Source organism: Nocardia sp. CC201C, from assembly GCF_030010695.1.
Lineage (GTDB): Bacteria > Actinomycetota > Actinomycetes > Mycobacteriales > Mycobacteriaceae > Nocardia > Nocardia otitidiscaviarum.
Genome location: NZ_JASCXP010000021.1, coordinates 1 through 18,716, shown reverse-complemented (window position 1 = coordinate 18,716; position 18,716 = coordinate 1). Strand labels below are relative to the sequence as shown.

General features: G+C 69.4%; 17 protein-coding genes. 10 read left to right on the top strand and 7 right to left on the bottom strand.

All coding sequences use genetic code 11. The annotated features are described in order from the left end of the window. Nucleotides 1-134: 134 nt before the first annotated feature. Both QK444_RS04225 and QK444_RS04220 read right to left on the bottom strand, forming a co-directional pair. On the bottom strand, nucleotides 135-896 hold the full coding sequence (locus QK444_RS04225) for an energy-coupling factor transporter transmembrane protein EcfT (RefSeq protein ID WP_282777238.1): 762 nt from the start codon (nucleotides 894-896) through the stop codon (nucleotides 135-137). Continuing rightward, nucleotides 893-2,971: an ATP-binding cassette domain-containing protein gene (locus QK444_RS04220; protein WP_282777236.1), complete on the bottom strand. Its 2,079-nt coding sequence runs from the start codon at nucleotides 2,969-2,971 to the stop codon at nucleotides 893-895. The genes QK444_RS04225 and QK444_RS04220 overlap by 4 nt, the downstream gene beginning before the upstream one ends. Before the next feature lie 107 nt (nucleotides 2,972-3,078). On the opposite strand from QK444_RS04220, the gene QK444_RS04215 reads away from it, so the two are divergent. After that, a complete protein-coding gene (locus QK444_RS04215) occupies nucleotides 3,079-3,222 on the top strand; it encodes a hypothetical protein (RefSeq protein WP_282777234.1) in 144 nt (47 codons plus the stop codon). 139 nt (nucleotides 3,223-3,361) lie between these two features. Then, nucleotides 3,362-4,276: a cation diffusion facilitator family transporter gene (locus QK444_RS04210; protein ID WP_282777232.1), complete on the top strand. Its 915-nt coding sequence runs from the start codon at nucleotides 3,362-3,364 to the stop codon at nucleotides 4,274-4,276. Nucleotides 4,277-4,298: 22 nt separating this feature from the next. Here the strand turns inward: QK444_RS04210 and QK444_RS04205 are convergent, their stop codons facing one another. Beyond that, complete coding sequence (locus QK444_RS04205) at nucleotides 4,299-5,750, bottom strand: NAD(P)/FAD-dependent oxidoreductase (RefSeq protein ID WP_282777231.1); 1,452 nt, start codon at nucleotides 5,748-5,750, stop codon at nucleotides 4,299-4,301. Between the two features lie 267 nt (nucleotides 5,751-6,017). Here QK444_RS04205 and crcB (QK444_RS04200) point away from each other — a divergent pair, with 267 nt between their 5' ends. Genes crcB (QK444_RS04200) through QK444_RS04190 form a run of 3 tightly spaced genes read left to right on the top strand, consistent with a single transcriptional unit; the run spans nucleotide 6,018 to nucleotide 7,986 of the window. Then, on the top strand, nucleotides 6,018-6,512 hold the full coding sequence (gene crcB, locus QK444_RS04200; protein ID WP_282777230.1) for a fluoride efflux transporter CrcB: 495 nt from the start codon (nucleotides 6,018-6,020) through the stop codon (nucleotides 6,510-6,512). Further along, on the top strand, nucleotides 6,509-6,871 hold the full coding sequence (gene crcB, locus QK444_RS04195; RefSeq protein WP_282777228.1) for a fluoride efflux transporter CrcB: 363 nt from the start codon (nucleotides 6,509-6,511) through the stop codon (nucleotides 6,869-6,871). The genes crcB (QK444_RS04200) and crcB (QK444_RS04195) overlap by 4 nt, the downstream gene beginning before the upstream one ends. A 47-nt stretch (nucleotides 6,872-6,918) precedes the next feature. Further along, on the top strand, nucleotides 6,919-7,986 hold the full coding sequence (locus QK444_RS04190) for an AraC family transcriptional regulator (protein WP_282777226.1): 1,068 nt from the start codon (nucleotides 6,919-6,921) through the stop codon (nucleotides 7,984-7,986). Here the strand turns inward: QK444_RS04190 and QK444_RS04185 are convergent. The 4 genes from QK444_RS04185 to QK444_RS04170 all read right to left on the bottom strand — a co-directional run bounded on the left by QK444_RS04185 (nucleotide 7,967) and on the right by QK444_RS04170 (nucleotide 11,914). Next, nucleotides 7,967-8,755, bottom strand: coding sequence for a metallophosphoesterase (locus QK444_RS04185; RefSeq protein ID WP_282777224.1), 789 nt, complete (start codon nucleotides 8,753-8,755; stop codon nucleotides 7,967-7,969). The genes QK444_RS04190 and QK444_RS04185 overlap by 20 nt on opposite strands. A gap of 140 nt (nucleotides 8,756-8,895) precedes the next feature. After that, complete coding sequence (locus QK444_RS04180; protein WP_282777222.1) at nucleotides 8,896-9,648, bottom strand: RNA pseudouridine synthase; 753 nt, start codon at nucleotides 9,646-9,648, stop codon at nucleotides 8,896-8,898. A gap of 54 nt (nucleotides 9,649-9,702) precedes the next feature. Further along, on the bottom strand, nucleotides 9,703-11,049 hold the full coding sequence (locus tag QK444_RS04175) for a wax ester/triacylglycerol synthase family O-acyltransferase (RefSeq protein WP_282777220.1): 1,347 nt from the start codon (nucleotides 11,047-11,049) through the stop codon (nucleotides 9,703-9,705). Between the two features lie 91 nt (nucleotides 11,050-11,140). After that, a complete protein-coding gene (locus QK444_RS04170; RefSeq protein WP_282777218.1) occupies nucleotides 11,141-11,914 on the bottom strand; it encodes a hypothetical protein in 774 nt (257 codons plus the stop codon). Between the two features lie 194 nt (nucleotides 11,915-12,108). Between QK444_RS04170 and QK444_RS04165 the strand changes: the two genes are divergently transcribed. The 5 genes from QK444_RS04165 to ctaD form a co-directional block, all read left to right on the top strand. Then, on the top strand, nucleotides 12,109-12,741 hold the full coding sequence (locus QK444_RS04165) for a TetR/AcrR family transcriptional regulator (RefSeq protein ID WP_282777216.1): 633 nt from the start codon (nucleotides 12,109-12,111) through the stop codon (nucleotides 12,739-12,741). Next, the gene (locus QK444_RS04160) at nucleotides 12,738-13,637 is read left to right on the top strand and encodes an SDR family NAD(P)-dependent oxidoreductase (protein ID WP_282777214.1); all 900 of its coding nucleotides are present in this window, start codon (nucleotides 12,738-12,740) and stop codon (nucleotides 13,635-13,637) included. Before QK444_RS04165 ends, QK444_RS04160 begins: the two co-directional genes overlap by 4 nt. Then, nucleotides 13,634-15,748, top strand: coding sequence for an AMP-binding protein (locus QK444_RS04155; RefSeq protein WP_282777212.1), 2,115 nt, complete (start codon nucleotides 13,634-13,636; stop codon nucleotides 15,746-15,748). The genes QK444_RS04160 and QK444_RS04155 overlap by 4 nt, the downstream gene beginning before the upstream one ends. Nucleotides 15,749-15,793: 45 nt before the next feature. Beyond that, on the top strand, nucleotides 15,794-16,924 hold the full coding sequence (locus tag QK444_RS04150) for a lipase family protein (protein WP_282777211.1): 1,131 nt from the start codon (nucleotides 15,794-15,796) through the stop codon (nucleotides 16,922-16,924). Nucleotides 16,925-17,116: 192 nt separating this feature from the next. Further along, nucleotides 17,117-18,716 (top strand): cytochrome c oxidase subunit I (ctaD, locus tag QK444_RS04145; protein ID WP_282777210.1); only part of this gene is annotated, 1,600 nt, incomplete at its 3' end.

Genomic DNA, 18,716 nt, shown 5'->3' with positions numbered 1-18,716 from the left:
GTGATCCCTCATCCGATCTTCAATCGCCAACGGTAGCGCGCCCCACCGACACGCCGTACGATTTTCGGCCCAGACCGAGGTCGGGAGGCAAAACGCCTGGGCATCAGCGGAATCTGCGCCGCCGGGAAACCCACTCAGAACAGCACGTCGACCAGAATCGCACCGGCGCAGACGACCCCGACGATAGCGAGAGCGTATATATCCCGTCGACCCGGTGTGCTGGGCCGCGCCGTGAGTTCTCCGGTGCCACCGCGCGCGGTGATCGCCTCCCCGAGTTCACCCGCTCGCCGCGTGGACACCGCCAGGGCCGCGGTGAGAATGTCCACCAGCGGATTCGCGGCCCGCTGCAACATTCCGTCGCTCGGACGCAGTTTCCGGGAGGCCCGCAGAATCCGCATCTCCTCCAGCAGCAGCGGCAGCCCGCGCAGCGTCAGCGCCACCACGACCGCCCACTCGTCCACCGGCACCGCGTGCCGCACCCCACGCCGCGTCCACCCGATCCGCCGCAGCGGCGCGCCGAGTTTTGCGAGGGCGGGCGCGATCTCCCCCATGGGTGTGGTCCACGCGATGAGGAAGGACGCGCTCAACAGGATGAGTCCGAATACCGCCACATTGAGATAGCGCAGCACCGCCGCGCTCCCGATGGGGAGATTGATCAGCGCGCCGAGCAGCAGCCCCGCCCAGAACCACCAGGGGAAGCGCGGCAGGGTGCCCAGCGGTAGCCGCGCGGTGAGCCACACCGCGGCCAGGAAGGCCACACAGATCCCCAGCACCGGCCAGGACGGAATGAACATCAGCAGGACGCTGACGGCGAAGGCGGCGATCATCTTGGTACCGGCCCACAGTCGGTGTACCGGGCTCGCCACGGGGACTTCGCGCAGAATTGGGCCGCTCATCGCCATGCCTCCGGCTGGTTCGTCGGATAGGGGTGCTGCGGTGGCGCGGATCGCGTTGGGGGAGAAGGGGGTTCGAGTAGTTTCCCGCCGCTCAGGTGCACGGTGCGGTCGCACAGCACGGCCATGTCGTCGACATCGTGGGAGATGACGATCAGCGTGAGGCCGGAATCCCGCAGTCGCCCGAGCAATTCCACCACATCCGCGCGTCCCTCGGGGTCGAGCCCCGCCAGCGGTTCGTCCAGTACCACCACCTGTGGGCGACTGGCCGCGATGGCCGCCAACACCACCCGTTTCGCCTGTCCGCCACTGAGTTCCTCGATGGAGCGGGTGGCCAGGGCGCGGTCCAACCGCACGGCGTCCAGGGCGCGGCCGATGGCGAGGGTGCCGTGTCCGCCCCAGTCCTCGATCTCCGCGCCGACCGTCTGGCGCTGCAATTGCAGGCGGGAATGCTGAAATGCCAACTGCACGGCCCCGATTCGGCGATGTGTGGGACGGGGGCCGGTGGGCTCGAGTAGGATGCAGGTGCCTTCGGTGGGCACGGTGAGTCCGGCCATGATCCAGGCCAGGGTGGATTTGCCGGATCCGTTGCCGCCCACGATCAGCAACGCCTCGCCGCGGTACACGTCGAGGTCGATTCCGTGCAATGCCGGTGCCTCCCAAGGCGTTCGGCGATTGTAGGTGTGGCGCAGGCCGCGCAGGCGCAGGATGGGTTCGCCGATGGGCCGCCGCCGGGGCTCGCGGACGGGTCGCGGCCAGGCGGGCAGGTGGTCGACGGTGCGGCCGTCGCGCAGATGCACGACGCGATCGGCCATGGCGGCGTCGGCCTCGTGGTGGGTCACCAGCACCACCGCCATGTCATGCCGTTTCGGCAGGTCGGCCAGCAGGGCGACCAGTTCACGTCGGCCGTCGGGGTCGATCATGGCGGTGGCCTCGTCGGCGATCAGCAGGGTGGGGCGGCGCGCCAGGGCGGCGGCCACGGCCAGCCGCTGCTGCTGCCCGCCGGACAGCGTCGCGGTCTCGGCGTCCCCCATGCCGCCGAGTCCGACCTCGGCCAGCAGCCCCTCGATGTCGACGGTGGCGGCGATCTCGGTGGGCAGGCCCCACACCACGTCGTCGGCGGCGAGCACCCCGAGGGTCTGGCTCTCCGGCCGCTGGAGCACCAGTGCGGTGCCGCCGGTGACGCCCAGGCCCGCGGAGCCGGGGCGGGTGACGGTGCCGGAGGTCGGCGGCCGTCCGGCGAGAATCCGGGTGAGCGTGGACTTTCCGGAGCCGTTGTGCCCGACCACCGCCACGAATTCGCCGAGCCGCACGGTGAGGTCGATGTCCGCCAGCGCCGGGGTGCGCGCCCCCGGATAGCGGAACGACACCCGGTGCAGGGCGACCGGCAGCGGTGCCACGGGCCGGTCGTCGGCGGGGGCGTCGAGCAGGTCGCGGCCGGGCAGCCAGGACAGCCGTTCCAGCACCGAGCCGAGCACGTACCAGGAGATGAGACCGCTGGTGATCACACCCGCCAGCACGCCGCCCGCGATCCACGCCCACCACCAGCGCAGCACCGTATCGGTGAGATCGGCGATGGCGTGGCCGAGCGGTGCCAGGGCGGACTCGCTGGCGAGGATCTTCTCCACGCCGGCGGCGGTATTGCGGATAGTGTCGAACACCAGTTGGCGTGCCCGGGAGAACAGCAGCAGCAATCCTACGGAGAACGATGCCCCAGCCAGTCCCGCCAGTGTGGACAGTCCCAGCACCGCGAGCAGTCCGCCGCGCCGCCGTTTCACCACGCCGATGATGCCGCCGATCACCGCGACCGACGCCAGGTTGAGCGCCGGGACGATTCCGGCCGCCACGAAGGTCACCAGGGTGGCCGCGACGGTGGTGGTGCTCAGCGCCCGCACCCGGTGCCGGTATGCGAGCAGTCCCATCGGCACGGCCGCCACCAGTTGCAGTGCGGCGGCGAACGGCACCACCGACCCGACGGTCACCAAACCGACGGTCGCCCCGCCGAGTACCGCACCGGTGGCGAGTTCGATCGGGCGCAGCGGGCCGTGCGGTGCGGAAGCTCCGGGCGAAACAGTCACGCACCCAGTCTGCCGTGTGCGCGGGTGTGCACGTACCGACCGGTGCCCGGCCTGTCCGCAGGGGTCCCCGGGGAGTCGGGTGCATCGGTCCGCGCTGGTGCGGAGTTGTGGGGTACTCCACCGGCCGCGCGGGTTACGGTGCGACCAGGGTGGTGATCGGCCGGGTGGTGATCGGCCGGGTGGCGATCGGCCGGGTGGCGATCGGCCGGGTGGCGATCGACCCACTGTCGCCCGTGCGCGTTTCGGCGTGAACCGGGGTGGCAACCGACACTGTCGGGGCGATACCGCGCGGGTCGGGCCGGGGCTCGTGAGCCGTTCCGGGCGGGCGGGCCGAATTCGTTCGACCGTAGGTGTTGCATTCATGCGCAACTATGCATAGTTTGGACCATCGTGGGACACGATCATTCGCATGGCATCGCGCCGGAGAGCGCGTCGGGCAAGTATCTGAGCCGCCTGGTGATGGCGCTGGGCATCGCGGCCGTCTTCATGCTGGCCGAATTCGTGGTCGCGTTCTGGACCTCGTCGCTGGCGCTGCTCTCCGACGCGGCGCACATGCTGACCGATGTCGTCGGCGTCGGCATGGCGCTGTCGGCGATCCTGCTCGCCAAGCGCAGCCGCCCCACCTACACCCGGACCTTCGGCTACTACCGCGCCGAGGTGCTGGCGGCACTGGCCAACGCCGTCCTGCTGTTCGGCGTGGCGATCTATGTGCTGTACGAGGCCATCGCGCGACTGGGTGAGCCGCCGGAGGTGCCGGGCTGGCCGGTGCTCATCGTGGGCGCGCTGGGCATGGTCGCCAATATCGCGTCGGCGCTGCTGCTGCGCTCGGGCGCGAAGGAGAGCCTGAATGTGCGCGGCGCGTACCTCGAGGTGTTCGCCGACCTCATCGGCTCGGTGGGCGTACTGGTCTCGGCGGCCATCACCCTCACCACCGGCTGGCGCTACGCGGACATGATCATCGGTGTGGCCATCGGCCTGTGGGTGCTGCCCCGCACCTGGGTGCTGGCGCGCCGTTCGCTGCGAATCCTGTTCCAGCACAGCCCCGAGAACCTCGATGTCGAGCAGATCGCCGCCGCCCTGCACGCCGTGCCCGGCGTCGCCGATGTGCACGACCTGCACGTGTGGACGCTGACCTCCGGGATGGAGGTGGCCTCGGCGCACATCACCGTGGCGGGTGGGCACACCGGCGACGACGTGCTGCGCGCCGCCCAGCACGTGCTGGCGCACGACTTCCGCATCGAGCACGCGACCTTGCAGGTCGAGGGCGCGGACTCGGCGCGCCGGTGCGCCGAGCTGTCGTGGTGACGCCGGGCGGTGCGGTCGGCGACTAGCGGACCCGGGTGAGGACATAGTCCTCGGGCCGTACCTTGCGGGTCCGCCGCCGATAGCTGCGCGTCGTCCCCGGCCAGTTGTTGGTGATCTTCCCGGCCTCGTTCCGGTACCAGCTGGTGCAGAAGTTCCACGGTGTCAGGGCCAGGCGCTGCTGCAACGCGATGTTGAAGGCGCGTTCGGCCTCCGGTCGCACCTCCAGGGTGCAGCCCGGATGTTCCGCCAACACCTGTATCGCGCCGCGGATGTAGCGGGCCTGCGACTCCTGCATGTAGATGATCGACCCCACGCCGAGATTGGTGTTGGGGCCGTACACCAGGAACAGATTCGGGAACTCCGGCACCGTCATCCCCAGGTAGGCGTGCGCCCCGTCGGCCCACACATCGGCCAGATTCCGCCCACCCCGGCCCCGGATCTTCATGGGCCACAGGAATTCCGTGCCCTTGAATCCGGTGCCGTAGATGATCACGTCAGCGGCGTGCGGAATGCCGTCCTCGGTGCGCACGCCTTCCGGCACGATCTCGGCGATCGGTGTGGTCACCAGCTCCACATTGGGCTGGGTCAGCGCCGGGTAGTAGTCGTTGGAGAACAGCCCCCGCTTGCAGCCGATGGGATAGTCCGGCGTCAGCGCGGCGCGCAGCTCCGGATCCGGCACCTGTTCGGCGAGATGTTTCTCCGCGATCCGCGACACCACCCGCGCGATGCCCGGAAACTCCACCAGTCCGAGCGCCACCGTCTCGCCGATCAGCCACCACGAAACCCGCTCGGCCAGCGGCATTCCCGGAATCCGCCGCAGCACCCGGTGATGCACCGGCGTGTAATCGGTGTCGAACTTCGGCAGCACCCAGGCCGGGGTCCGCTGGAACAGCGTCAGCCGCCGCGCCGCGGGCTGGATCTCCGGAATGTACTGCACCGCACTGGCTCCGGTACCGATGCAGGCCACTCGTTTGCCGTTGAGGTCCACGTCGTGATCCCACAGCGCCGAATGGAACGACTGCCCCGCGAAGGTGTCGATCCCCGGTATCGAGGGCCAGGCGGGCCGCGACAGCTGCCCGACCGCCGATACCAGCACATCGGCGGTGCGAGTCACGCCGTCGCCGGTCCGCACGGTCCAGCGGCCGGTGGTCTCGTCGAACTCGGCCTCGGTCACCTCCGCGCCGAACACGATGGATTCCAGCAGTCCGTGCCGCCGCGCCACCTCCCACATGTAGGCGTGGATATCGCGTCGCCCCGAATAGCGCTGCGGCCAATCCGGTGTGGCCTCGTAGGAGAACGAGTACAGCGGTGACGGCACATCGCACGCCGCTCCCGGGTAGGTGTTCTCGCGCCACACCCCACCCAGATCCTGCGCCTTCTCGAGGATGGTGAATTCGCGAAAGCCATTGCGCTGCAATTCGATCGCCATCCCCAACCCCCCGAATCCGGCGCCGATGATGATCACGGACGGCATTGTGGCGCTCCTCACACTAGGTTGCTCTCCACTCTAGAATCCGCCTTGGCGTGAGCCGATCGAGATCTTCGGCCAACCTGCCCGGAGGGTGCGCACCACGGTGATCTCACCCACGGTCGATCCCCCACCCGGGGGGTTGACCGGTACGCTGAGCGCACGCGGCGGTGGGGCTCGCCGCTTCGGGCCGACCGGTTCCGAACAACCGTGGATTCCACCAACAGTCCCTACCCCAGAAGCACCCCTGCGGTGATGGAGTAGGAGACGCCTGTGTCCAGTGAGCTGACCGTCCACGACGCGATCGACCCCGATGTCGACATCCGTGCACCCGAGCAGCGCCGCGAACTCTCCCGCTCCCACGGCGCGATCCTGGCCGTGATCTCCCTGGGCGGCGGGATCGGCGCACTGGCCCGCTACACACTCGCGCAGATCTGGCCCACCGCACCGGGCGGCTTCCCGTGGGCGACCTTCGCCGCCAATGTCCTCGGCTGCTTCCTCATCGGCGTCCTCATGGTCGCCATCACCGAGATCCGGCCCGCCCACCCGCTGCTGCGCCCCTTCCTCGGGGTCGGCGTCCTCGGTGGGTTCACCACCTTCTCCACCTACGCCGACGACACCCGCGCCCTGCTCACCCCGGAAACGGTCCCGACCGCCATCGCCTACCTCGCCCTGACCCTGCTCTGCGCACTGGCCGCCACGGCCACGGCCGTCGCACTGACCCGCCGGGCCCACCGCATCACCCGTCGACAGCAGGTGGCCCCGTGACCCCGCTGCTGGTCGTCCTCGGCGCCATGCTCGGCGCACCCCTGCGCTACCTCATCGACCGCGCCGTCCAATCCCGCCACGCCACCGCCCTCCCCTGGGGCACCGCGACGGTCAACCTCACCGGCTGCCTACTCCTGGGCGCCCTCACCGCCGCCGCCCTCTCCACCCCCTGGACCGCCTTCCTGTCCACCGGCCTGTGCGGCGCCCTCACCACCTACAGCACCTTCACCTACGAAACCCTCCGCCTCACCGAAACCCGCGCCTACCGCCACGCGGCCCTCACGATCGTCGTCAATGTCGCGACCGGCCTGGGCGCGACCATGCTCGGCTACGCCGTCGCCGATGCCCTCCTCGCGTGACCTGCCCGAGACTGGTTCTGATTGAGACTTTCGGCCACAATGCTCGGATGGGCGCGGTGCAGGAGCCGGAGATTCGGGACTGGGACTTTCCACGGGGAGTCGCCAGTGCGGCCTTGATGGTGGGGTATGCCCGGGAACGGGGGGTGGGGGAGGAGTTGATGCTGCGCGGGACCGGGTTGACCGCGGCGACCTTGGCGGATCCGGACCTGCAGATCGACGCGCGGACCGAACTGGCGGTGGTGCGGAATCTGGTGCGGGAGCTGGGGGACGAGCCGCTGCTCGGGGTGGATGTGGGGCGGCGGTATCGGATCACCACGTTCGGGATCTTCGGGTTCGCCTGCGTCAGCAGTCCGACCCTGGGCGAGGCGATCTCGTTCGCGCTGCGGTATCTGGAGTTGAGCTTCACTTTCTGCATTCCGGTGGCGCGGTGGCGGCCCGGTGAGTTCGTCGCCCGGGTCCACGACGAGCGGGTGCCCGCGGATGTGCGGCGGTTTCTGGTGCAGCGGGATGTCACCGCCATGCATCAGATGCTCTGCGATCTGCTGGGGCGCAAGGTCGCCCTGGTGCGGGCGGAGTTCGACTTCCCGGCACCCGCGGGCGCCGAGCTGATCACCGAGATCTACGGAGTGACACCGGCGTACGAGCAGCCGCACAACCTGTTCGCACTGGATCCGGTGGAACTGGAACAGCCGCTGCCGCAGGCCAACGAGTCCACCTGGGCCATGTGCCTGGCGCAGTGCCGGGATCTGGTGTCGCGGCGGCGCGCCCGCACCGGTATCGCCGCCGAGGTGCGGGAGCGGCTGGTGCCGCGCGGCGGGGCGGACGGATTCGCCGCGCCGCCCGGAATCGACTCCGTGGCAAAAGATCTCAATATGAGCACCCGGACGCTGCGCCGACATCTGGATGCGGCGGGCACCAGCTACCGGGCGCTGCTGGACGAGGTCAGAAGGGCCTTGGCGGAGGAGATGCTCACCGCGACACCGTTGTCGGTGAGCGATGTGGCGATCCGCCTGGGCTACGCGGAGGCCTCCACCTTCATCCACGCCTTCAAGCGCTGGACCGGTACGACGCCGTCGGCCTACCGCCGCAACCGGGTCACTCCGCTGGTTCGGTGAGCCCGCCGCCCAGGGGTACCGGCCGCAGCGAGGTCAGCAGGCGGCGGTCCTCGATGGCGTGGAAGTACAGCGAGGGTTCCGGCGCGAAGTCGATCGGCACCTGACCGGGGACGCCGACCTCCCATTCGCACCCGATGAAGGAGGACACGCTCGGCGCGATCGCCAACTGCTTGCCGGCGAACAGCGTCTGCACCGGCACGTGCGCGTGCCCGGTGAACACGCCCACGATGCGGTCGTCCCCGGCGACGATCTCGGCCAGCCGTTCCGGGTTGGTGAGCGGAATCGGGTCCACCACCGTGGATTTGATCGGCACCGGCGGATGGTGCATGGCGATGACCACGGTGTCGTCCGCGGGCGTGGCGGCGAGCAGATTCTCCAGCCACGCGTACGTCTCGTCCGCGAGCAGCCCCTCGCTCTTGCCGGGAATGCTGGAGTCGAGCAGCGCCACGGTCAGCGCCTTGACGCGGTGCACCTGGTTGATGGGCTGGTAGCTGGGGGCCGCGCCGAACAGGATCTCGCGCATGGTGCCCCGGTCGTCGTGATTGCCGGGCAGCAGCAGCACCGGCACATCGGCACTCCGGAACACGGCGTGCGCCTGCTCGTACTCTTCGGCACTGCCTTCGTCGGCGATGTCGCCGGAGACGAGAATGGCGTCGGGGCGTGTCGGCAGCTCGGCGAGGAAGGCCATGACCCGTTCGGCGCGGTCGCTGTTGCGGCCTCCGCCATTGAAGTGGGTGTCACTGAGATGTGCCAACAGAACCATCGGCATTCGCTTTCTGTTCCTGGATCGCGCCATTGCGCCCGATGTGCCGCGGGAGGCACGTTTTCCAGCGTAGTTGACCGGGTTTCCCCAGGTCTCGGTGAGCCTCGACACCGCTTATAGGTGTCTGCTATCGACTGGTCGTGGAGCTATTCCGGGGCCAACAGCGCCTCGGGATCGGCGATGACGGGTGCTCCGTCGACCGTCCAGAAATCCGCGCCGGGCCGGGCCCGCAGATCCAGCACCGGCGGGGTGCGCCAGTCGGCGTCCAGCCGCAGCCGCCACGAGTGCAGATGGGTGCGCGGGTGCGTCCCCGACCGGTCGAACAGCGGATCGCCCACGATGGGATGCCCGATCCACGCCAGATGCACCCGGATCTGATGCCGCCGCCCCGTGACCGGTCGCAACGCCAGTACCGTGTGCTCATCGGTCACGGCGAGCGTGGTGAACTCGGTGACCGAGGGATAGTTCTTGCCCGCCAGCACATCCGCGGCATCGACGGTCCAGGTGTCCGCGTCACATCGAATGCTCTCGCGTGGCGCGGCGATCCGCACCCGGTTCTTGCGCCCGACGCTCAACGGCAGGTCGATGACCCCGTGCTCGGGCAGGCCGGTGGTCGCGGTGATCGCCAGGTACGCCTTCGCCGCGGTGCGCTTGGTGAACTGCCGGGTGAGCTGCCCGTGCGCCTGCAAGTCCTTGGCCAGCAGCACCAGTCCCGAGGTCACCTTGTCGATCCGGTGCACCGGGTACAGTTTCTCCCCCTGGGCCGCCGCCAGTTCCACCATGTCGGTGTCGTGCCGCTCCCCGGTCACCGAGATCCCGGCGGGCTTGTTCAGCGCGAGCACCGCGTCGTCCTCCGTGACCAGACACCGTTCCCGCAGCTGAGCCCACTCCACATCCACGCGGGACAGCGTAGGCGAGCCCGGATCGCGGCGGCGGGACGCCCGCCCGCCGGGTCAGGCCACCGCCTTCTCGAGTTCGGCCAGGCCGCTTTCCAGGTGTTCGGGCAGTCGGTCCAGGTGGGGGATGCGGCGGCAGCCGACGATGCCGAAATCGAGGTTGTCGCCATTGGTGTTGAGGGTGATGTTCATGGCCTGGCTCTCGAAGGGGATCGAGAGCGGGTAGTTGGCGTCGAGGCGCGCGCCCTGGAAGTACACGGGAGTGCGCGGACCCGGGACATTGGAGATCACCAGATTGAACGGCATCCGGGGCAGGGCGTCGAAGCCGGGGAGCAGGGAGACGCCGAGCGGCGCCATCAGCAGGGCCGACAGCGCGATGGCCTCCAACTGTGGGAGCTGGGTGAAGATCTGCTTGGCGTCGCGCATGGAGGTGCTGATGGTTTCCAGGCGGGCGACCGGGTCCGCGATATTCGTGCCGAGGTTGCACAGGCAGGCGGCCACGATATTGCCGTCGGTCTCGGCCTCGGTGCGGATGTTCACCGGCACCATGGCGATGAGTGGCTGGTCGGGCAGCGCGTCGTGGTCCATGAGGTATTCGCGCAGCGCGGCGGAGCTCATGGCCAGCACCACGTCGTTGACCGTGGCGCCGGTGGCGGTGCGTACCGCGTTGATCCGCTCCATCGGCCACGACCGCACCGCGATCCGGCGCGCTCCGCCGATCGGCACGTTGAACATGGTGGGCGGCGCGGTCATGGGCAGTTCCAGGCGGCCGTCGAGCACGCCGCGCAGCGGGCCCACGGCGGCGCGGGCGCTGGATACCGTGCGGGGCAACGCCTTTCGTAGTTGCTGCCATGGGCTCACGGGTTCGGTGTGCGGTCGGGCCGGAGCGCCCATGGTCCACGGCACCCGCAGTTCGGTATCGAGCGGATCGTCGGTGAGGGTGCGCTGCAGCAGGCGCATGGCGGAGACGCCGTCGATGAGGGCGTGGTGGATCTTGATGTAGACGGCGAAGCGGCCGTCGTCGAGCCCCTCGATGAGCCGCGCCTCCCAGAGCGGGCGGTGCCGGTCCAGCAGTTGGCCGTGCAGGCGGGCGGTCAGGTCCAGCAGTTCGGACATGCCGCCGGGTGCGGGCAGGGCCGAGCGTCGCAGGTGGTAGCTCAGGTCCACCTCGTCGGCCTGATACCAGGACACGCTGGAGAATCCGCCGAACAGCCCGCGGCTGGGGTGGCGGCGGAAGCGGGTGCGCACGTCGGTGGCCGAGGTCATCCGGCGGAAGACGTCACGGGTGAAGGTCGGCCCGGCGTCGGCGGGCGGTTCGAACAGCTGTAGGCCGCCCACGTGCATGGGGTGCTCACGGGATTCGATGCCCAGGAAGATCGCGTCGATGGGGTTGAGAAGATCCATGTGTCATCGCCTGTGCCGGTGGGGCAGATGCTGCCCAGGTATATACGGTTCGGCGACACTGCCCCCCGCTGCGTATCAGTGAACGAGGCTATCACGGTACTTGATTCGTCATAGCCGCTTCACCCGTGATCAAACCTGGTCCGGGCGTGTCGGGGACGCGGCCGGCGTTCGCCCGCGCGGTGCGTTCCCGCTCCGGATCCCCGCGCGCCGCGAAGCTCATGCTGACGATGGTGCGGTGGCCGTGCTCGAAGGGGTACACGCGGTGCAGGGTGCTGGCGGTGCGCATGAAATACAGATCGCCGGGCCGCAATTCCCAGGAGCGAATGGGATTTCGCGTGAGCGTGCGGTGAATGTCCTCGCGATAGTGGGAGCGGCGGGTGTGTGCCACGGTCTGGACGAATCCGCCGTCGGCCAGCGGTGGACATTCCACCACCAGTACGAAGGCGAAAGAGTAGTCGTCCCAATGCCATTGGCAGGGCGCGTCGTGATGCCGCCGGACGATCGCGTAGCGGGTCACGTCCGGGTGGGGGAGCACCGTCTCGGCCGCCACCACGGAAAGGTTGTGCCGCAACGCATCACAGCCGTAGAGCCGTGGAATCAACACGGCGTGCGCGTCGATGGTCCACGGTGGGATGTCGATGCCGTGCGATGGCGGTGCGGACTCGATCGGCAGCTGCTCGCCCCATTGTCGATGATGTTCGACGAGGGCCAGCGCCTCTGCCGCCAGTGCCCGCTTGACGCGATGAGGCAGCAGAAATCCCAGACGCGCGATTCCGGTTTCGGCGAGCCGGTTGCGCGAATGCAGAAGTGCGTCCGGATCCACTCCGAGCAGATGACGGCGTGCCGCCTCCAGTGTGCTGTGCACGAACCCAATGGTAATTCCTTGCCCGACAAGGAATATGAGAAACTCCCGTGACCTTCTGTATCGAGACGCGCCCGATATCGCCGGGCCGTATGAGTGCGGGCGAACCGGCCCCGGCACGGGGGTTGACGTGAACCCCGGTTACGGGCATTCTGAACCTTGTTCAATATGAACCGTGTTCAAAATCTGGAGGGCGCATGGCCAAGTGGGGTGACCGCGACGCTCGTCGGCGCGACATTCTCGACGCCGGGCGCGCCCTGCTGATCGAGCACGGCTTCGGCGCACTGCAGATGCGGGACGTGGCCAAGGGGGCGGGCATCAGCCCCGGCACCGTGTACACCTACTTCGCCACCAAGGAAGCGCTGTACGCGGCGCTCTACGCGCAGCGCCTGCACGAATTCGCCGACGCCATCGAACCCGTCTGCGCCGTCGCGGACGACGCCGAGAACCTCTATGTCGCCGTGGCCACCGAATACCTCGAGGTCTACCGGGTGTACGGGCGGGAACTGAACGTCTGGAGCGTGCTCGCCGGGGAGGTCGACCTGGACCCGGAGGTGGGCGGCGTGCTGGCCGCCGCGGCGGGACGGGTGCTCGCCGTGACCCGCCAGGCGGTGGTGCGGCTGAGCGGCCACGACGCCCCCGAGGACGAGTTCGGACCGGCGCTGGTGCTGCTGTGGTCCTCGATCAACGGTCTGGCCGATCACTTCACCAGCGTCCGCCAGTACCTGCACGCCTACGGCTGGGAGGAGCTGGTGCGGTTCGCCGCGCGCACCCTCGCCGTCGGTCTCGCCGGTGTGGCGGCCGAGCGCGTCATCGAGGAGAAGCGATGAGCCTGTGGGACACCGTCGTCCACACCGCCCGCGGCGCGGCCGACCGGGTGGTGAACCCGCCGCGACTGCGTGACGCGTCGGCCCTGCGCGCGGCGGTGTCCGGGCGGACGGTGCTGGTCACCGGCGCGTCCTACGGATTGGGTGCGGCCACCGCGCGACTGCTCGGCACGGCCGGTGCCACGGTGCTGCTGGTCGCCCGCACCGCCGACCGATTGGCAGCCCTCGCCGCCGAGATCGAGGCCGCGGGCGGCCGGGCCGTCGCCTATCCGGCCGACCTGTCCGACGAGACCGCGGTGGCGGAGCTGGCCAAGACGATCACCGAGCGGCACGGCGCGCTGGACGTGATCGTCAACAACGCGGGCATATCGCTGCGCCGCTCCCTGCACCTGCAATACGACCGATTCCACGACTTCGAACGCACCATCGACATCAACTACCTGGGCCCGATCGGGTTGCTGCTGGGGCTGCTGCCCGCCATGCGGGAGCGCGGCGGCGGGCACATCGTGAACGTCTCCACCATCGGCGTGCGCATCGGACCCGGCCCGCGCTGGGGTGCGTATCAGGCGTCGAAGGGGGCCTTCGACACCTGGTTGCGCAGCGTGAGCCCGGAGATTCGGCGCGACGGGGTCACCGTCACCACCATCTACATGGCGCTCATCTACACCCGCATGAGCGCGCCCACACCGATCATGCGCGCGCTGCCGGGTCTGTTCCCGGACGAGGCCGCGCAGATCGTGGCGCGGGCCATCGTGCGCAGGCCGCGCGATATCGAGCCGTGGTGGGTGTGGCCCGCCGGGGTGGCCTCGGCCGCCGCGCCGGGTGCGCTGGACCTGCTGATGCGGGGCTGGGTCCGGTGCACCCGCGATACCGATGCGGCACTGGGGAAGTCGTCGTGACCGCGCCGCTGCGCGAGGTCGCCGCCGCGGTCACCCGGTCCGGCATCCTGACCCCGGTGAGTCCGCCCGCCCTGGCGCGCCTGGCCGGTGCGGTGTGGCGCGGTCCGAATATCGCCACCCTGCTCGGCGTCGCCGCCGCCCGCTGGCCGCACCGCATCGCCCTGGTGGACGAGCGCAGCCCGCTCACCTTCGCGACGCTGCACCGCCGGGTGCAAGCCCTCGCGGGCGGATTGCGCACCGAATACGGCGTCGGGCACGGTGATTCGGTTCTGGTGCTGTGCCGCAACGGCCGGGCCTTCGTGGAAGCAGCGTTGGCCGCCGCGCTCTGCGGCGCGGACATGGTGCTGTGCAATACCGAGTTCCACACCGAGGCGCTGCGCCGCACCCTGGCCGAGCAACGCGCCTCGGTCCTGGTGTGCGACGCGGAGTTCATCGAGAAGGTCCGCGCCGCAGGCTATTCCGGCCCGATCCTGACCGGAGCGGACGGCGATCACCCCCGACCCGCCCGCGGAAACGAGCCACGCCCCAGTGAGCACGGGGATGGCGACCGGGACGGCGATCGTTCGCGGCCCGCGCGTGCGGAAACGCCGTCCGTCGGCAGGCCCGGGGGTGTCGGCCGGACCGGCTCGGATACGGATGCCAGCCGCCGTGGCGAGCGTGCGGATGCCGGAGGATATGGCGAGCACGGGGATGTCGGCTGGGTCGGCGATCGTCCGCGGCCCGCGCGAGCGGACGCGCCGCCGATCGGCAGGCCCGGGAGTGGCCGGACCGGCGAGGCGGATGCCGGCCGCGCCAACGAGCATGCGGATATCAGCCGCGCCGGCGAGCATGCGGACGCCGGAGGAGTTGGCGCGCACGCGGGGGGCGGTAGGGCTGGCGAGCGGGCGGGGGTCGTCGGCTCCGGCGAGCGTTCTGGTGCCGGTGGAGCGGGCGGGCCCGTGGGCGTCGAAGGGGTGGGCGTCCGGCCCGGGCGCGATGGTGCGGATCCGGGTCGAGTTCGTGCGGGCGGGGCGGAGCGGAGCCTCGAGGGGTTGATCCGGTTGGGATATCCGGCACCGGGGCGGGTTCGGCCGGGCCGCATCGTCATTTTGACCGCCGGGACCACGGGCGCGCCCAAGGGGGTGCCGCGGCGGCCGTCGGTGCGGTCGTTCCTCGGCCCGGGGCTGAGCGCGCTGTATCGACTGGGTTTGCGCAGCGGTACCACCATCGTGGTCGGGATTCCGTTGTTCCACGGTTTCGGGCTGGCCGTGCTGTCGCTCGGGCTGCTGTTGGGCGGAACCCTGGTGCTGCGCCGCGGATTCGATCCGGAGGCGGCGCTGGCCGCCACCGCCGCCCGCCGCGCCGACGCCTGGGCGGTCGTTCCGGTCATGCTGCGGCGGGTGCTGGACCTGCCGACCGAGGTGCGCGAGCGGTACGACACCTCCGCGCTCGCCGTCGTGCTGTGCGGTGCCGCCCCGCTGTCTCCCGCGCTCGCGCACCGGTTCATGGACGTCTTCGGTGAGGTCCTGTGCAACGGCTACGGCTCCTCCGAGATCGGCATCGCCGCGCTGGCCACGCCCGCGGAGCTGCGGGCCGCGCCCGGCACCGTGGGCAGGCCGGTGGCGGGTACCGCGGTGGCGGTGCTCGACACCGCCGGTCGTCCCGTCCCGGCGGGCCGCACGGGGCGCATCTGCGTCGGTGGCGCACAGGGGTTCTCCGGCTATTCCAGCGGGCACGACAAGCAGCGGGTGGCCGGCCTCATCGACTCCGGTGACCTGGGGCGATTCGATGCCGCGGGGCGGCTGTTCGTGGTCGGGCGCTCCGACGACATGATCGTCTCGGGTGGGGAGAACGTGTATCCCCAAGTCGTGGAGAACGTTTTGGCCGCCCATCCCGATGTATCGGATGTGGCGGTCATGGGTGTAGACGACGAGGAATACGGTCAGCGGCTGGTGGCGTATGTCGTGGCCGCGACCGGATCGTCACCGTCCGTCACCCGATTGCGAGAGTATCTGTATCCCAACGTCTCTCGTTTCGAACGACCCCGTGACATCATGATCACGGGGGAGATTCCCCGCAATGCCGCCGGCAAGATCGACCGCGCGGCCTTGCGACAGCAGTACGGCGGGTAGGCCATGGGGAACATGCCTGCCCGGGATGTGAAAGGCGGATCGACGATGACCGCGTTCCCGAGCTCCTCCGATGTCACCGCGCACCAGCATTCGCCCGGGCGACTGCTCGAGGCGCGGCGGATGAAAGCGTATCTGCTTCCCGGACTGCGGCATCGAGCCCGCGCCTGGCACATCCGCTACACCTCCACCAATGCGCAGGGCGCACCCATCGAGGTCACCGGGACCGTGCTGGTGCCGCGCACCCCGCACGCCGACGGGCCACGGCCGCTGATCGGCTACGCGGTCGGCACCCAGGGCCTGGCCGATTTCGTGGCCGCCGCGTCGTGGCAGCTGAGCCGCGGTCTGGAGTACGAATCGCTGTTCATCGCGCAGGCGCTGCGGCGCGGGTGGGCCGTGGCCATCACCGACTATCCCGGGCTCGGCAGCGACGGCACCCATCCGTACGTGATGGGGCGGGCGCTGGGACCGTCGGTGCTGGACAGCATGCGGGCGGCCCGGCAGCTGGCCGACGCGGACCTGGATCCGGACGGTCCGCTCGCCATCTGCGGCTACTCCGAGGGCGGCTGCGCGGCGGGCTGGGCGCTGCAATTGCAGCCCGGCTACGCGCCCGATCTGCCGCTGGTCGGCGGCGCCGTGGGGTCGCCGCCCGCGGATCTGGAGGGCATGTTCGAGGCGCACGACGGAAAGCTGTTCGCCTTCCTGCTGTTCTGGGCGGTCATGGGCATCGACGCCGCCTACCCCGAACTCGAGGTGCTCTCCCATCTCAAGCCCTCGGCCCGGATGTTGGCCGCGGTGTTGCGCCGCGCCCACGTGGTTCCCGGTTTCGCGTTCGGCATGGCCTACGGCGCGGTGCTGCCCACCCAGTCGGCGCGTTTCGTGCACCGCCACCCGCTCGAGGTGCCGGAGGTGCTCGCCCGGGTGCGTGAGAACCGCCTGGGTTCCATTCCGCCAGCCACGCCGATCCTGCTCGGCGCGGGGACAGGGGAGCAGATCGTCCCGTTCAGCCAGACCGCCAACCTCTACGCGGACTGGCGTGAGCTCGGTGTGGACGTCACCATGCACACCATGCCCCGGCTCGAACACCTCACCGGGGCCTTCGGCTTCGCGCCGCGGGCCTTCTCCTTCCTCGCCGACCGCTTCACGGAGAACCGCCTCCAGCGCCCCCTCAGCGCCTGAGCGCCGGCGCCGGTGCCGCGCCGTCGCGCTCGGCATCGGCCGCCGTGGGGCTCTTTCTTCCAGTTCGGTTGCTTTTCTTCCGAATCGGAGTGTTTTCCGCGAAGATCTATTTGCTGTGGGTACGCTGTGCCCGCGTCTGCTGTGGTGCCGATCGGATCGTTCGCAACGAATACCCTCCCGAGGAGGATGTGCGTGACTGCCGTAGCTCCAAAACCCGAACAGAACCTCGAGGCCGCCCGGCCGTTCCCCCGGCGTGGCAGGCCGAAGGGCGGGTTCCTGCGTGACGCGGTCACCACGACCGATCCGAAGACGCTCGGTCAGATGTACCTGTTCACCGCCATCTCGTTCTTCCTGATCGGCGGGCTGATGGCGCTGCTGATGCGCGCCGAGCTGGCCCGGCCGGGCATGCAGTTCCTGTCGGCGGAACAGTTCAACCAGCTGTTCACCATGCACGGCACCATCATGCTGCTGTTCTACGCGACCGCGATCGTGTTCGGCTTCGCCAACATCATCCTGCCGCTGCAGATCGGCGCACCCGACGTCGCCTTCCCGCGCCTGAACGCCTTCAGCTACTGGCTGTACCTGTTCGGCGCGACCATGGCCACGGCCGGATTCATCACCCCGGGCGGCGCGGCCGACTTCGGCTGGACCGCCTACATCCCGCTCTCGGACATCGTGCACTCGCCCGGCGTCGGCGCGGACCTGTGGATCCTGGGGCTGGCCGTATCCGGTCTGGGCACCATCCTCGGCGGCGTCAACATGCTCACCACGGTGGTCTGCCTGCGCTGCCCGGGTATGACCATGTTCCGGATGCCGGTGTTCACCTGGACCATCGCGGTCACGAGCATCCTGGTGCTGCTGGCCTTCCCGATTCTCACCGCGGCCCTGCTGGCGCTGTACTACGACCGGCACCTGGGCGGGCACATCTACGATCCGGCCTCCGGCGGCACCATCCTCTACCAGCATCTGTTCTGGTTCTTCGGGCACCCCGAGGTATACATCATCGCGCTGCCGTTCTTCGGCATCATCTCCGAGGTCATCCCGGTGTTCAGCCGCAAGCCGGTCTTCGGCTACACCACGCTGATCTACGCGACCATCGCCATCGCGGCGCTGTCGGTGGCGGTGTGGGCGCACCACATGTACGCCACCGGCGCGGTGCTGCTGCCGTTCTTCTCGTTCATGACCTTCCTCATCGCGGTGCCGACCGGTGTGAAGTTCTTCAACTGGATCGGCACCATGTGGAAGGGGCAGTTGACCTTCGAGACGCCGATGCTGTTCGCGGTCGGCTTCATCGTCACGTTCCTCTTCGGCGGCCTGTCCGGCGTGCTGCTCGCCAGCCCGCCGCTGGACTTCCACGTCTCCGACACCTATTTCGTGGTGGCGCACTTCCACTACGTGCTCTTCGGCACCATCGCCTTCGCCACCTACGCGGGCATCTACTTCTGGTTCCCCAAGATGACCGGCCGCATGCTGGACGAACGTCTGGGCAAGTGGCACTTCTGGACCACCTTCGTCGGCTTCCATGCCACCTTCCTGGTGCAGCACTGGCTGGGCAATGAGGGTATGCCGCGCCGCTACGCCGACTACCTGCCGATGGACGGATTCACCACGCTGAACACCGTGTCCACCATCGGATCGTTCATCCTCGGCGCGTCGGTGCTGCCGTTCGCGTGGAATGTCTTCAAGTCCTACCGCTACGGCGAGGTGGTGACCGTGGACGATCCGTGGGGCTACGGTAATTCGCTGGAGTGGGCGACCGCGTGCCCGCCGCCGCGGCACAACTTCTACGAGC

Bases quoted from the DNA above. Each gene is read 5' to 3' on its own strand.
- QK444_RS04165 (WP_282777216.1), top strand. From the start codon at position 12,109: ATGGCCAAGTGGGGTGACCGCGACGCTCGTCGGCGCGACATTCTCGAC.
- QK444_RS04160 (WP_282777214.1), top strand. From the start codon at position 12,738: ATGAGCCTGTGGGACACCGTCGTCCACACCGCCCGCGGCGCGGCCGAC.
- QK444_RS04150 (WP_282777211.1), top strand. From the start codon at position 15,794: ATGACCGCGTTCCCGAGCTCCTCCGATGTCACCGCGCACCAGCATTCG.
- QK444_RS04185 (WP_282777224.1), bottom strand. From the start codon at position 8,755: ATGCCGATGGTTCTGTTGGCACATCTCAGTGACACCCACTTCAATGGC.
- QK444_RS04225 (WP_282777238.1), bottom strand. From the start codon at position 896: ATGAGCGGCCCAATTCTGCGCGAAGTCCCCGTGGCGAGCCCGGTACAC.
- QK444_RS04175 (WP_282777220.1), bottom strand. From the start codon at position 11,049: ATGGATCTTCTCAACCCCATCGACGCGATCTTCCTGGGCATCGAATCC.
- QK444_RS04205 (WP_282777231.1), bottom strand. From the start codon at position 5,750: ATGCCGTCCGTGATCATCATCGGCGCCGGATTCGGGGGGTTGGGGATG.
- QK444_RS04190 (WP_282777226.1), top strand. From the start codon at position 6,919: ATGGGCGCGGTGCAGGAGCCGGAGATTCGGGACTGGGACTTTCCACGG.